The following is a 12,582-nucleotide window of genomic DNA, read 5'->3' on the forward strand; positions in this document are numbered from 1 at the left end:
ACCCTTTCGGGCGCGCAGAATGCGACGAGCGGCAAACATCTCAGACGCCGAAATGTCCCTGTGTTGCGGGTGTGCAGCGCATTGGGAGGGGCGGCCATGACCCTCGCCCGAGCCGTCTCGCGCTGCCTGCGTAAATACGTGACCTTCTCGGGCCGCGCGCGACGCCAGGAATACTGGTACTTCATCCTCTTTATCTTTCTCGGCAGCATCATCTGCGGCTTGGTTGACACCGCCTTGTTCGACACCCCCCACATCGAAACCGCGCCCGGCTCGATCGAGGTCGAGAATAACGGCCCGGTCGCGACGGCCTTCGGCCTGGCGACGGTGGTGCCGGCGATCTCGGCCGGCTGGCGCCGGATGCACGACACCGGCCGATCGGGCCTCTATCTTCTGTACCCGGTGATCGTGATCTTCGGCGTGGGCATCTTCACGGGGCTTGTCAGCGGATTCGCACCGCTCGCCGCGGGGGATTTCGGCGCCGTGCTGGCCGGCGGCTACGTGCTCGTCCTGGGCATCGCCCTCTTCGTGATGTTCCTTTCGCCGCTTCTGGTGATCTGGTGGCTGACCCGCCCCAGCGAACCGCGCGACAACGCCTTCGGGCCCGAACCCGCCAGACCAGGTTGAGCGCCATGCATCCTCTTTTCACGTTTTACCAGTACGGCTGTTGCCCGACCGACCCGGCGGCAACACATACGGCCCACTCCCCTGAGGTGACACCATGACCGAACAATCCCGCAACGACGTCTTCCGCGCCTCGTCTTTCATGCAGGGCCAGAACGCCGCGTATCTCGAACAGCTCTACGCCCGCTATTCCGACGACCCCGCATCGGTGGACGAGGGATGGCAGGACTTCTTCGCCCAGCTCGGCGACGAAAGCGACGCCAAGGCCGAGGCGAACGGCCCCTCCTGGGCGCGCCGCGACTGGCCGCCGCAGCCGAATGACGACCTGACCCATGCGCTGGACGGCGACTGGCCATCGGCGCCCGAGGCGGACGGCAAGGCCATCGCCGAGAAGATCGCGAAGAAGGCCGACGCCAGCGGCCAGAAGATCGACCAGAGCCAGGTCCGCAGCGCGGTGCTCGATTCCGTGCGTGCGCTGATGCTGATCCGCGCCTACCGTATCCGCGGCCACCTGGCTGCCGATCTAGACCCGCTCGGCCTGCGGGATGTGGGCGACCACCCCGAGCTGAACTACAAGACCTACGGCTTCAGCGAGTCGGATCTCGACCGCAAGATCTACCTCGACAACGTGCTGGGCCTGGAAATCGCGCCCCTGCGCGAGATCCTCGACCTGGTGAAGCGCACCTATTGCGGCACCTTCACCCTGCAGTACATGCACATCTCCGACCCCGAGCAGTCGGCCTGGCTGAAGGAGCGGATCGAGGGCTACGGCAAGGAGGTCAAGTTCACCGAGACCGGCCGCCGGGCGATCCTCAACAAGCTGGTCGAGGCCGAGGGCTTCGAGAAGTTCCTCCACGTCAAGTACATGGGCACCAAGCGCTTCGGCCTCGACGGCGGCGAGGCGCTGATCCCCGCGATGGAGCAGATCATCAAGCGCGGCGGCGCGCTCGGCGTGAAGGAGATCGTCATCGGGATGCCGCACCGCGGGCGCCTGTCGGTGCTCGCCAACGTCATGGGCAAGCCCTACCGCGCGATCTTCAACGAGTTCCAGGGCGGCAGCTTCAAGCCCGACGATGTCGAAGGCTCGGGTGACGTGAAGTACCACCTCGGCGCCTCGTCGGACCGGACGTTCGACGACAACAACGTGCACCTGTCGCTGACCGCGAACCCCTCGCATCTCGAGGCGGTGAACCCGGTCGTCATCGGCAAGGCCCGCGCCAAGCAGGATCAGTTCAAGGATCCCGAGCGGACGACGGTCCTTCCGGTGCTCCTCCACGGCGACGCCGCTTTCGCCGGCCAGGGCGTCGTGGCCGAGTGCTTTCAGCTGTCGGGCATCCGCGGCCATCGCACGGGCGGCACCGTCCATATCGTCGTGAACAACCAGATCGGCTTCACGACCTCGCCTGCGCTGTCGCGCACCTCGCCCTACCCGACCGACATTGCGCTGATGGTCGAGGCGCCGATCTTCCACGTCAACGGTGACGATCCCGAGGCCGTGGTCCACGCCGCCAAGGTCGCGATCGAGTTCCGCCAGAAGTTCCACAAGGACGTGGTCATCGACATGATCTGCTACCGCAGGTTCGGCCATAACGAGGGCGACGAGCCCATGTTCACGAACCCGGCGATGTACAAGCGGATCAAGCAGCAGAAGACGACGCTGTCGCTCTATTCCGAGCGTCTCGTGAAGGACGGGCTCGTCCCCGAGGGCGAGATCGAGGACATGAAGTCCGACTTCCAGTCGCTGCTGTCGGACGAATTCGAGGCCGGAAAGGACTTCCGCCCCAACAAGGCGGACTGGCTCGACGGCCGCTGGTCGCATCTCGACCGCGAGGGCAAGAAGTACCAGCGCGGCAAGACCGCGATCAAGAAGGACACGCTCGACCAGATCGGTCGTGCGCTGACCACCACGCCTGACAGCTTCAACGTGCACAAGACGATCGGCCGCCTGTTCGACGCCAAGCGCAAGATGTTCGAAACCGGCGAGGGCTTCGACTGGGCCACCGCCGAGGCGCTGGCCTTCGGGTCTCTGCTTCTCGAAGGTTACCCCGTGCGCCTGTCGGGCCAGGATTCGGGCCGCGGCACGTTCTCGCAACGGCACTCGGCCATCGTCGATCAAGAGACCGAAAATCGCTACTTCCCCCTCAACAACATCCGCGAGGGGCAACAGCAGTACGAGGTCATCGATTCGATGCTGTCGGAATACGCGGTGCTGGGCTTCGAATACGGCTACTCGCTGGCCGAACCGAACGCCCTGACCCTGTGGGAAGCGCAGTTCGGCGACTTCGCCAACGGCGCGCAGATCATGTTCGACCAGTTCATCTCGTCGGGCGAATCGAAGTGGCTGCGAATGTCGGGCCTCGTCTGCCTGCTGCCCCACGGCTACGAGGGCCAGGGCCCCGAGCACTCGTCGGCGCGGCTCGAACGGTTCCTGCAGCAATGCGGGCAGGACAACTGGATCGTCGCGAATTGCACCACGCCGGCGAATTACTTCCACATTCTGCGCCGGCAGCTGCACCGCTCGTTCCGCAAGCCGCTGATCCTGATGACGCCGAAATCGCTTCTGCGTCACAAGATGGCGGTGTCGAAGACCGAGGATTTCGTGACCGGATCGTCCTTCCACCGCGTGCTGTGGGACGACGCCGAATACGGCAACTCGGACCTGCAACTCGCCGCGGACGAAAAGATCGAGCGCGTGGTGATGTGCTCGGGCAAGGTTTACTACGACCTTCTGGAGAAGCGTGACGCCGAGGGCCTGGACAACGTCTACCTGCTGCGGCTCGAGCAGTTCTATCCCTTCCCGGCCCACAGCCTCGTGAAGGAGCTCGGACGCTTCAAGCAGGCCAAGATGGTCTGGTGCCAGGAAGAGCCCAAGAACCAGGGCCCCTGGAGCTTCGTCGAGCCGAACATCGAATGGGTGCTCACGCGGTCCAAGGCCGATTACAAGCGCCCCGAATACACCGGGCGTCCCGCCATGGCGTCGCCAGCGACCGGCCTCGCCTCCACGCACAAAGCCCAACAAGAGGCGCTCGTGAACGCGGCGCTTGGAATCGAAGGATAAGACCATGACCGAAGTTCGTGTGCCCACCCTGGGCGAATCCGTGAGCGAGGCGACCATCGCGACCTGGTTCAAGAAGCCGGGCGACAGCGTCGAGGCCGACGAGATGCTCTGCGAGCTCGAGACCGACAAGGTCACGGTCGAGGTTCCTGCCCCCGTTTCCGGCACCCTGGACGAGATCGTCGCGCAAGAGGGCGAGACGGTCGGCGTCGACGCCCTTCTGGCCCATATCGCCGAAGCCGGGAATGCCGGCCCGGAAGAGACCAAGCCCCGCTCCGACGAGGACAAGAAGGCCGGCTATTCGGGTTCGGACGCCGAGAAGTCGTCCGAGGAAAAGCCCGATGACGGCGGTTCCGGCGAAGAGGTCAAGGTCATGGTGCCCTCGCTGGGCGAGAGCGTCAGCGAGGCGACGATCGCCACCTGGTTCAAGAAAGAGGGCGACACCGTCGAAGCCGACGAGATGCTCTGCGAGTTGGAAACCGACAAGGTCTCGGTCGAGGTGCCCGCGCCTGCGGCCGGGACCCTGACGAAGATCCTCAAGCAGGAGGGCGACACCGTCGAGGCCGGCGGCCAGCTTGCGGTGATGACCCAAGGTGGCGGCGCCAGCCAGCCCAGCGCCAAGACGGAGCCCAAGGCAGAAGAGCCCAAGCCGCAGGACGATGCGCAGAAGGCGGGCGAGGATGCGCCCTCGGCCAAGAAGCTGATGGCCGAAAAGAACCTCTCGACCGATCAGGTGCAGGGGTCCGGCAAGGACGGCCGCATCATGAAGGAAGACGTGCTGAAGGCGCTGGAAGGCGGCCCGAAGGCCGAAGCGCCCAAGGCCGAAGCCCCCAAGCGCGCGCCCTCGCCGGCCGCGGATGCGGACCGCGAAGAGCGGGTCAAGATGACCCGTCTGCGCCAGACCATCGCCAAGCGCCTGAAGGACGCCCAGAACACCGCGGCCATGCTGACCACCTACAACGAGGTGGACATGACCGAGGTCATGGCCCTGCGCAGCGAATACAAGGACCTGTTCGAGAAGAAGCACGGCGTGCGCCTGGGCTTCATGTCCTTCTTCACCAAGGCGTGCTGCCACGCCTTGAAGGAAGTGCCCGAGGTCAATGCCGAGATCGACGGCACCGACGTCGTCTACAAGAACTTCGTCCATATGGGCATCGCCGCCGGCACGCCGCAGGGGCTCGTGGTTCCGGTCATCCGCGACGTCGACAGCATGTCCTTCGCCGAGATCGAAAAGGGCATCGCCGAGAAAGGCAAGAAGGCGCGCGACGGCAAGCTCTCGATGGCCGATATGCAGGGGGGCACGTTCACCATCTCGAACGGCGGCGTCTATGGCTCGCTGATGTCCTCGCCGATCCTGAACCCGCCGCAGTCGGGCATCCTTGGGATGCACAAGATCCAGGAGCGTCCGATGGTCGTGGACGGGCAGATCGTCGCCCGCCCGATGATGTACCTGGCGCTCAGCTACGACCACCGGATTGTGGACGGCAAGGGCGCGGTGACGTTCCTCGTCCGCGTGAAAGAGGCGCTCGAGGATCCCCGCCGCCTGCTGATGGACCTGTGAGCCTCCCGGCTTCTCCCCTGCCCGCCTCGATCCGGGGCGGGCGGCTGTGCCTCACGCTGGGCGCGGCGGCGGTGGCGTCGCTCGCCGCCTGTGCGGGGCCGACGCTACCCCCTGACGTCACGGTGCGCCACAGCGCCTCGACCGAGACGGCGGGAAACGGAGCGCGCTGGCACCTGTTCCTCTTCGATCCCCGCGTTCCGCGCAGCCTGGACGAGCGCATCGACCTCGCCCGCGCCCAGGTCGCGACCGAGCGCGACTGCCGCTGGGTGGACCGACCCCGCAGCCAGATCGAGGAGCGCACGCGACAACAAGGCGCCGCCTACGCGGAGACGCTTCTCGCCGCGCCGCTGATCTGCAATAGCTGAGCCCTTCAAGAGGGAGGATCACCATGCAGTTGCTTATTCGTTTCGACACGAACGACCGCGCCGCGTTCCGCGAGGCCTATGACGCCGCCCGCGAAGATCGCGATCAGGCGGGGCTCACACAGCTTCAGCTCTGGGAAGAGGCCGAGACCCCCGACCGGGTCTGGGCGCTTTACGGCGTGTCGGACGAGGACAGGGCGCGGGGCTGGCTGACGCGCACCGCGGCCCTCGCCCCCCATGTGCGGGACCACGAGACGCACTTCCTCGCCACCGCGACCGCCCCATGACCATGGCCGCCGCCCGTTCAGCGCCGATGATCGGCCGCCCGGCCTGCGAGGCCGCCCGATGACACAGGAACTGGTCGTCCTCACCCTCGCGGGTCTCGTTCAGGTGGTGCAGCTCGCGCTCTATGCCGTGCCCGCGAACCTGGAGCTCGGGGTGGGCAAGACCCTGTCCCCCCGCGACCCCGAGCGGCTGACGAAGCCGCTGATGGAGCAGGTCTCGACCCGCACCGGCCGCCTCGCCCGCGCCTACCAGAACCATAACGAAGGGCTGCTGCTGTTCGCGATAGCCGCCCTGATCATAGCCGTGGCGGACGAGTCCAGCTGGTTCACCGCCGCCTGCGCGTGGGTCTACCTGATCGCCCGCATCGTCTATGTCCCCGCCTATGCCAACGGCTGGGTCCCGGGTCGCTCGATCCTGTTCGGGATCGGCTGGCTTTCCACCGTCCTCATGCTACTGGCCGCGCTTTTCTGACGCGGCTCACGAAGGAGACTATCATGTCCAGCTACGACGTCATCGTTATCGGTTCCGGCCCCGGCGGCTATGTCTGCGCCATCCGCTGCGCGCAACTCGGGCTCAAGACCGCCTGTGTCGAAGGCCGCGAGACGCTGGGCGGGACCTGCCTCAACATCGGGTGCATCCCCTCGAAGGCGCTGCTTCACGCGACCGAGATGCTGCACGAGGCCGAGCACAACTTCGAGAAGATGGGCCTGAAGGGCAAATCCCCCAGCGTCGACTGGCAACAGATGCAGGCCTACAAGGACGACACGATCGCCCAGAACACCAAGGGGATCGAATTCCTGTTCAAGAAGAACAAGGTGGACTGGCTGAAGGGCTGGGGCTCGATCCCCGAGGCCGGCAAGGTCAAGGTCGGCGACGAGGTCCATGAGGCGAAGAACATCGTGATCGCGTCGGGCTCGGTGCCCTCGTCCCTGCCGGGGGTCGAGATCGACGAGGAGATCGTGGTCTCGTCGACCGGGGCGCTGTCGCTGGGCAAGATCCCCAAGAAGATGGTCGTGATCGGCGCCGGCGTCATCGGGCTCGAGATGGGGTCGGTCTATGCCCGCCTCGGCGCCGAGGTGACGGTGGTCGAATACCTCGACACGATCACGCCGACCATGGACGGCGAGGTGCAGAAGCAGTTCCAGAAGCTTCTCGCCAAGCAGGGCATGACCTTCGTTCTCGGCGCCGCCGTGAAGGGCGTCGAAGTCAAGAACAAGAAGGCCAAGGTCAGCTACACGCTCAAGAAGGATGACAGCGAACAGACGCTCGACGCCGATGTGGTGCTCGTGGCGACCGGGCGGAAGTCCTACACCGACGGGCTGGGGCTGGCCGATCTGGGTGTCGAGCTGACGGATCGCGGGCAGGTCAAGACGGACGAGCATTGGGCGACCAGCGTGAAGGGCATCCATGCCATCGGCGACGCGATCACCGGCCCGATGCTGGCCCACAAGGCCGAGGACGAGGGCATGGCCGTCGCCGAGGTCCTCGCCGGCAAGCATGGCCACGTCAACTACGGCGTGATCCCGTCAGTCATCTACACCCACCCCGAAGTCGCCAGCGTCGGCAAGACCGAGGCCGAGCTGAAGGACGAGGGCGTCCCCTACAAGGCCGGCAAGTTCAGCTTCATGGGGAACGGCCGCGCCAAGGCGAACTTCGCGGCCGACGGCTTCGTGAAGATCCTTGCGCACAAGGAAACCGACCGCATCCTCGGTGCGCACATCATCGGCCCGATGGCCGGCGACCTCATTCACGAGATCTGCGTCGCGATGGAGTTCGGCGCGGCGGCACAGGACATCGCCCTGACCTGCCACGCCCATCCGACCTATTCGGAGGCCGTGCGCGAAGCCGCACTTGCCTGCGGCGACGGCGCCATCCACGCCTGACCCGGCGCGGGGGCGGTCCCGGATCGCCCCCTCAGCCCTCGCCGGCCAGGATCATCCGCAGCCCCTGCGTCACGTCCTGCCGCACCGCAAGCCGCAGCCCCGGCTCGTCCCCCGCCTTCAGTGCAGCCACGATCAGCCGATGCCCCGCCGGCACCGAAGTCCGCCGCAGCCGCCCGTAGAGCTTGCGCATCGTCGGGCCGAGCTGCAGCCACACGGTCTCGGCCATGGCGAGGATCGCCGGCGCCTGCGCGCGCAGGTAGAGCATGCGGTGGAACTCGAGGTTCAGCCGGATATAGGCCACCGCGTCGTGTTTGGCGATCGCGCCGGCGATGGCGGTGTTCTGCGTCTCCATCCGCTCGATCAACGCCAAGTGGGCGCGGGGCAGCGCGCGCGAGGCAAGCTCGACCTCCAGCAAGGCGCGCAGTGCGGCCAGTTCTTCGATGCGATCGGCCGACAGTTCCGGCGTCGTCACGCGGCCCGAGGGCGAGAGGGACAGCGCCCCTTCGGCCGCCAACCGCCGGACAGCCTCGCGCGCCGGCGTCATCGACACGCCATACTCGGCCCCGATCCCGCGCAGGGTCAGCGCCTGTCCGGGCGCCAGTTCGCCGTGCATGATGCGGGTGCGCAGAGTGCGGTACACCCGGTCGTGGGCAGGCAGGGATTGCGGCGGCTCGGCGCGGGGCTGGATCAGCATGTGATGGTCATGCGCCGCCCCGCTCGCGCCGTCAATCTGCCGCGAAACTCCAGGCGTGCAATGCGGGCCCGTGCGTGCGCAGCCAATCGCGCTGGTCGCGCCAGTCGGGTCGGGTTCGCTCGACCGTCGCCCAGAAGGCCCGGGAATGGTCCATGTGGCGCAAGTGGGCGACCTCGTGCGCGGCCACGTAGTCCAGCACATCGGCCGGCGCCATCACCAGCCGCCACGAGAACATCAAGTCGCCCCGCCCCGTGCACGAGCCCCAGCGCGAACGGGTGTCGCGCAGGGTCAGGCGCCCCGGCGACAGGTCCAGCGCCGCGGCATGGCGCACGACCGCAGCGGCCAACCTCTCGCGCGCCAGCGTCTTGAGGATCGCGGCGACCTGTGGCCCCGGCGGGCGCGTCGTCGAAACCCTGATCCCGGCGGCATCCACACCCGGGATTCCTGAGCACACGGCCAGCGGCACGCCTTCGACTGGAATCGCCACGCTCAGAGCAACCCGGCGCACCGGCTCGAGCCTCGCCACCTGCGCCCGGATCCAGGGCGCTTTCTCGGAAGCGAAGCGCATGGCCTCCGCCTCGCTGACCCGCATTGGCCGGGTGAGCGAGATGCGACCGTCCAGCGCCGACACCCTCAGCGTCATTCGCCGCGCCCGCGCCGAACGTCGCAGCACGATCTCGACCGGCGGATCACCGGGTAGCACCTTCACATGCGACTGCTGAACGCCCATGTTCATGGCTCTACCGCCATGCGCGCGCCGGGGAAAGGCTTTGACAGCCCACCGGCGCTGTGGCAGGGGACGCCGATCCCGAGACACGTTTATTGCGAGGCTGCCATGCCCAAAGAAGAATGGGGAACGAAGCGTATCTGCCCGACCACGGGCAAGCGCTTCTACGACCTCAACCGCACGCCCATCGTGTCGCCCTACACGGGCGAGACCGTGCAGCTTGATACCGGCAAGTCGAGCCGGACGATGCTGGCCGACAAGGCCGACAAGAACAGCCGCAAGGACCAGAACGAGGACGAAGAAGACGTCGTGCTGGACGACGACTCGGAATCGGATGTCGATCTGGGCGATGATGTGCTCGAGGATGACGAGGATGACGACAACGTCTCCCTGGACGAGATCGCCGACGTGGCCGACGACAACAACGACGACTGAAAAACCTGTATCCGGGGGTGAAATTTCTGCTTGAACCGCCCCCGGTTCATCCTTAGAGAGCGCCCTACGCCACGGCGACGCGGCGCAGACGGGCCCTTAGCTCAGCTGGGAGAGCGCCTGCATGGCATGCAGGAGGTCAGCGGTTCGATCCCGCTAGGGTCCACCAAATCCCCTTCGTGAAGTCCCAGGTAGTTCTGCCCTTTGGCGCAGAGAAGCTGCCTCTGTCCTGTCGCTTTGAAAGCGGCCCTTTCGCTGCGCTGTGAACGGGTGCCAGCAGGGAGGGGCGAAGCGGGCTTCCGAACTGGCGAAGGCACTCCATGACCCACGGTCTCGATGTCACGGTGCCGGTGGGCCCGGCGCCGATCGTGACCCGTTCGCCTTCCTGATCAGCCAAGCTGTCATGATGCTCACGCCAACCTTCTTCTCGCGTTTCTGATCGATTCCCGCTGCAGGCGCTCCGGCGTCGATCGGATCGCGCCAGTCCGTTTCGCGAGAGACGGTGGAGAACGTGCAAGGTCTTTCCGTCAAGAAATGGGCAGAATCGTCCCGAGACACGGAACGAGCCCGCCATCCGCTCCGCTCGAAATCATCGCCACCACTTAGGGCCGCCGCCAGTCAGAAACACAGAACGCTGTTCTTCCGGGCGATGTGAGCCACTGTCCTCGTCCCGAAGGGCAGCTTAACACTTAGCCGACTCGCGAACTTTTTTCTTGCCAATGGTTCGCTCCTGATCAATAGTTAGCGGTATGGCTAAGCATGATCCTGACCTCTCGCTGCTCTTCCACGCCCTGGCGGACCCGACCAGGCGATCCATCCTGACGCGCCTGTCCCGGGGATCGGCGCCCGTGACCGAACTGGCCGAGCCCACGGGCCTGCGGCTTCCGACGGTCATGCGGCATCTTGGGGTGCTTCAAGAGGCGGGGCTGATCGCCACCGCCAAGGACGGGCGCGTGCGGACCTGCGCCATCGTCCCCGAAGCGCTCGCTCCGGTCGGGGCATGGCTCGATGAACAGCGGGCGCTGTGGGAGGGTCGGCTCGACCGGCTCGAGGACTACGCGATGAAACTGATGGAGGAACGGAAGTCATGAAACCCGATCTCGATCCCGAAACCGATCTGAGCTTCACCAGAACCCTCGCCGCGCCACGGCAGTTGATCTGGGAATGCTGGACGCAGCCGGAGCACATTCCGCACTTCTTCATTCCTGCGCCGCACAAGGTGACGGCGGTGGATATCGACCTTCGAGTCGGCGGACGGTTCAACACCACCTTCGAGGTGGAGGGCAACCAGATGGACAATCACGGCGTCTACCTGGAAATCGTGCCGGGTGAGAAGCTGGTATTCACCGATGGCTATAGCGAAGGCTGGAAGCCCGCCCCCGAGCCCTTCATGACCGCCATCCTGCTTCTGTCCGATACGCCGGATGGCGGCACGACCTACACGGCGATCGCGCGCCATCGCAATCCCGACTCCTGCAAGACGCATGAGGAAATGGGGTTCATCGACGGGTGGGGCACGGTGGCGACACAGCTCGAGGCCTACGCGCAGGGACTGGCGGGATGATCGCTCCCTTCCGTGGGGCCAGAACGAGCCGAAGCATGTCGACGCTTGGGTCGCGTTCAAGGAAGCCGACGAGGCGGCGGAGGTCACGCTGAGCGTGACCCCGGTTCAGCGGCCAAATTCCAGAGCGCAACGGGTTTCGGAGCGGAAGACGTGGGATGCTTGCGTATTCCGTCGAGGCCCGGTGAACCGGCTGCTGCTAGAGTAGCACCGTCAGTGAACAAGGCGACCGTCCAGCGCTCATGTCCCGTTCTTGTCGAACCATTCCACGATCTTGGGCATATCCCGCTCGAAGCCACCGGGTATGAAGATGTTGAGGAGCCGGGCGGGCCGGTCGGACCTGTTGCGAAAATCGTGGGTCACGCCTGCGGGGATGCGAATGAAAGCACCGGCCGGGAACTCCGTCCATTCCCGCTCCATCAGCAGTTCGGGCAGGCCGTCGAGCACGAAGAATATCTCGTCATTGTCCTCGTGGAGGTGCGCCCCGACACCCGTTTGTCCGGGCGCGAGGATCCATTCGGAGACGCTGTACCGCGCGGCGGTGTCCGCTTCGTCCGCCTTGAACAGCGCAGTGAGCTTTCCCATCTCGTAGCGCCGCCCGCCGTCAGGCGGCAGGGCGATGATTTCCTCGTTCGGCCGCTTCCGGTCAGACGTTTTCATCAGGCACCTCGATTTCGATGCAGTCTCATTCGAGGCTGAACATCAGATCAGCGACCTCGGTCGTCGTAGCCGCCGCTGAGACTCGCCCCGCTAGTCGCGCAGACGGATGCGGATTTCCGAGGTCCACTGTTCCGGGGGATCCTCGGGGCCGTTGTGGTAGAACTCCAAGCGCGCGGCGAAACGGTCACCGGCCGGCGTTTCCTCGACATCCCATCGCAAGCCACGCACCTCGGCCCATGCCATTAGCATCACAGTCACGTCGTAGAGCTCATCCGGATGCCCGTGGTGGTTCAGCGTCACGTAGCGTCCGGCCGGCAGGATCTCCGCCCGAATGTCGTCGCTTCCGAGAGTCCCCTCGGCCACCTGGGCACCGAACGACATCGACATGACCCCATCCATGTCGACCACGTCGTACCTGAAGAAGGCGGCACCTCGTTCCTCGATGCCGTTGGCATCGAGATAGGACAAGACGTCCTGCAGGATCGCCGACCCCTTGCTGTCGATGCTGGCGATCTCGGCCATCGACAGGTCGGCATGGCGAACGAGCACCGGCTGTTCCGGAAAGTGCTGGATTCGCGGAAGGCTCATGCTGCCTTCGAGGGCGGGGATGTCGGTCACTGGGCGCTCCACATCGGCATGTTCCGGTTCCGGCTGTCCTGCACTACTTTCGGCACTTGCAATGGTATCTCCGGGAACCGTCATGGGCTTCACCATCCAGGCTCGACACTGCCCGGACCGACC

The 12,582-nt window shown here is 65.6% G+C and carries 14 protein-coding genes and 1 tRNA gene; 11 read left to right on the plus strand and 4 right to left on the minus strand.

Features of this window, described 5'->3' with window-relative positions; translation table 11 throughout:
• The first annotated feature begins 96 nt into the window (after positions 1–96).
• From PAM7066_RS04865 to lpdA, 7 genes are all read left to right on the plus strand, one after another.
• On the plus strand, positions 97–624 hold the full coding sequence (locus PAM7066_RS04865; RefSeq protein WP_085853017.1) for a DUF805 domain-containing protein: 528 nt from the start codon (positions 97–99) through the stop codon (positions 622–624).
• A 94-nt stretch (positions 625–718) separates the two neighbouring features.
• Positions 719–3,679 (plus strand): 2-oxoglutarate dehydrogenase E1 component, encoded by a 2,961-nt coding sequence (locus PAM7066_RS04870; protein ID WP_085853018.1) that lies wholly within the window; start codon positions 719–721, stop codon positions 3,677–3,679.
• Between the two features lie 4 nt (positions 3,680–3,683).
• Complete coding sequence (gene odhB / locus PAM7066_RS04875) at positions 3,684–5,237, plus strand: 2-oxoglutarate dehydrogenase complex dihydrolipoyllysine-residue succinyltransferase (RefSeq protein ID WP_085853019.1); 1,554 nt, start codon at positions 3,684–3,686, stop codon at positions 5,235–5,237.
• Positions 5,234–5,602, plus strand: a complete 369-nt coding sequence (locus tag PAM7066_RS04880; protein WP_085853020.1) for a hypothetical protein — start codon at positions 5,234–5,236, stop codon at positions 5,600–5,602. Before odhB ends, PAM7066_RS04880 begins: the two co-directional genes overlap by 4 nt.
• 23 nt (positions 5,603–5,625) lie before the next feature.
• Positions 5,626–5,886 carry a hypothetical protein gene (locus tag PAM7066_RS04885; protein WP_245749591.1) on the plus strand — a complete coding sequence of 87 codons (261 nt, stop codon included), beginning with the start codon at positions 5,626–5,628 and terminating at the stop codon, positions 5,884–5,886.
• Between the two features lie 58 nt (positions 5,887–5,944).
• Positions 5,945–6,355 carry an MAPEG family protein gene (locus PAM7066_RS04890; protein WP_085853022.1) on the plus strand — a complete coding sequence of 137 codons (411 nt, stop codon included), beginning with the start codon at positions 5,945–5,947 and terminating at the stop codon, positions 6,353–6,355.
• Between the two features lie 23 nt (positions 6,356–6,378).
• Positions 6,379–7,767 carry a dihydrolipoyl dehydrogenase gene (gene lpdA, locus PAM7066_RS04895; RefSeq protein ID WP_085853023.1) on the plus strand — a complete coding sequence of 463 codons (1,389 nt, stop codon included), beginning with the start codon at positions 6,379–6,381 and terminating at the stop codon, positions 7,765–7,767.
• 31 nt (positions 7,768–7,798) lie between these two features.
• On the opposite strand, the gene PAM7066_RS04900 is transcribed toward lpdA, so the two are convergent.
• A complete protein-coding gene (locus tag PAM7066_RS04900) occupies positions 7,799–8,461 on the minus strand; it encodes a GntR family transcriptional regulator (RefSeq protein WP_085853024.1) in 663 nt (220 codons plus the stop codon).
• A 31-nt stretch (positions 8,462–8,492) separates the two neighbouring features.
• Positions 8,493–9,197 carry a M48 family metallopeptidase gene (locus PAM7066_RS04905; RefSeq protein ID WP_245749590.1) on the minus strand — a complete coding sequence of 235 codons (705 nt, stop codon included), beginning with the start codon at positions 9,195–9,197 and terminating at the stop codon, positions 8,493–8,495.
• 99 nt (positions 9,198–9,296) lie between these two features.
• Between PAM7066_RS04905 and PAM7066_RS04910 the strand changes: the two genes are divergently transcribed.
• The 4 genes from PAM7066_RS04910 to PAM7066_RS04925 all read left to right on the plus strand — a co-directional run bounded on the left by PAM7066_RS04910 (position 9,297) and on the right by PAM7066_RS04925 (position 11,184).
• Entirely contained in the window at positions 9,297–9,623 is a 327-nt protein-coding gene (locus PAM7066_RS04910; protein ID WP_085853025.1) for a TIGR02300 family protein, read from the plus strand.
• A 90-nt stretch (positions 9,624–9,713) separates the two neighbouring features.
• A tRNA-Ala gene (locus PAM7066_RS04915) sits at positions 9,714–9,789 on the plus strand.
• 580 nt (positions 9,790–10,369) lie between these two features.
• A complete protein-coding gene (locus tag PAM7066_RS04920) occupies positions 10,370–10,711 on the plus strand; it encodes an ArsR/SmtB family transcription factor (protein ID WP_085853026.1) in 342 nt (113 codons plus the stop codon).
• A complete protein-coding gene (locus PAM7066_RS04925; RefSeq protein WP_085853027.1) occupies positions 10,708–11,184 on the plus strand; it encodes an SRPBCC family protein in 477 nt (158 codons plus the stop codon). Before PAM7066_RS04920 ends, PAM7066_RS04925 begins: the two co-directional genes overlap by 4 nt.
• A gap of 237 nt (positions 11,185–11,421) precedes the next feature.
• Here the strand turns inward: PAM7066_RS04925 and PAM7066_RS04930 are convergent, their stop codons facing one another.
• Both PAM7066_RS04930 and PAM7066_RS04935 read right to left on the minus strand, forming a co-directional pair.
• Positions 11,422–11,841, minus strand: a complete 420-nt coding sequence (locus PAM7066_RS04930; RefSeq protein WP_085853028.1) for a cupin domain-containing protein — start codon at positions 11,839–11,841, stop codon at positions 11,422–11,424.
• A 90-nt stretch (positions 11,842–11,931) separates the two neighbouring features.
• The gene (locus PAM7066_RS04935) at positions 11,932–12,555 is read right to left on the minus strand and encodes a GyrI-like domain-containing protein (RefSeq protein WP_085853029.1); all 624 of its coding nucleotides are present in this window, start codon (positions 12,553–12,555) and stop codon (positions 11,932–11,934) included.
• Positions 12,556–12,582 lie beyond the last annotated feature (27 nt).

Origin of the sequence: Palleronia marisminoris, from assembly GCF_900172315.1 — a bacterium.
Lineage (GTDB): Bacteria > Pseudomonadota > Alphaproteobacteria > Rhodobacterales > Rhodobacteraceae > Palleronia > Palleronia marisminoris.

Bases quoted from the DNA above. Each gene is read 5' to 3' on its own strand.
- PAM7066_RS04910 (WP_085853025.1), top strand. From the start codon at position 9,297: ATGCCCAAAGAAGAATGGGGAACGAAGCGTATCTGCCCGACCACGGGC.
- PAM7066_RS04935 (WP_085853029.1), bottom strand. From the start codon at position 12,555: ATGGTGAAGCCCATGACGGTTCCCGGAGATACCATTGCAAGTGCCGAA.
- PAM7066_RS04865 (WP_085853017.1), top strand. From the start codon at position 97: ATGACCCTCGCCCGAGCCGTCTCGCGCTGCCTGCGTAAATACGTGACC.
- PAM7066_RS04890 (WP_085853022.1), top strand. From the start codon at position 5,945: ATGACACAGGAACTGGTCGTCCTCACCCTCGCGGGTCTCGTTCAGGTG.
- PAM7066_RS04870 (WP_085853018.1), top strand. From the start codon at position 719: ATGACCGAACAATCCCGCAACGACGTCTTCCGCGCCTCGTCTTTCATG.
- PAM7066_RS04885 (WP_245749591.1), top strand. From the start codon at position 5,626: ATGCAGTTGCTTATTCGTTTCGACACGAACGACCGCGCCGCGTTCCGC.
- PAM7066_RS04900 (WP_085853024.1), bottom strand. From the start codon at position 8,461: ATGCTGATCCAGCCCCGCGCCGAGCCGCCGCAATCCCTGCCTGCCCAC.
- lpdA (WP_085853023.1), top strand. From the start codon at position 6,379: ATGTCCAGCTACGACGTCATCGTTATCGGTTCCGGCCCCGGCGGCTAT.
- PAM7066_RS04920 (WP_085853026.1), top strand. From the start codon at position 10,370: ATGGCTAAGCATGATCCTGACCTCTCGCTGCTCTTCCACGCCCTGGCG.
- PAM7066_RS04930 (WP_085853028.1), bottom strand. From the start codon at position 11,841: ATGAAAACGTCTGACCGGAAGCGGCCGAACGAGGAAATCATCGCCCTG.
- PAM7066_RS04925 (WP_085853027.1), top strand. From the start codon at position 10,708: ATGAAACCCGATCTCGATCCCGAAACCGATCTGAGCTTCACCAGAACC.
- odhB (WP_085853019.1), top strand. From the start codon at position 3,684: ATGACCGAAGTTCGTGTGCCCACCCTGGGCGAATCCGTGAGCGAGGCG.
- PAM7066_RS04905 (WP_245749590.1), bottom strand. From the start codon at position 9,197: ATGAACATGGGCGTTCAGCAGTCGCATGTGAAGGTGCTACCCGGTGAT.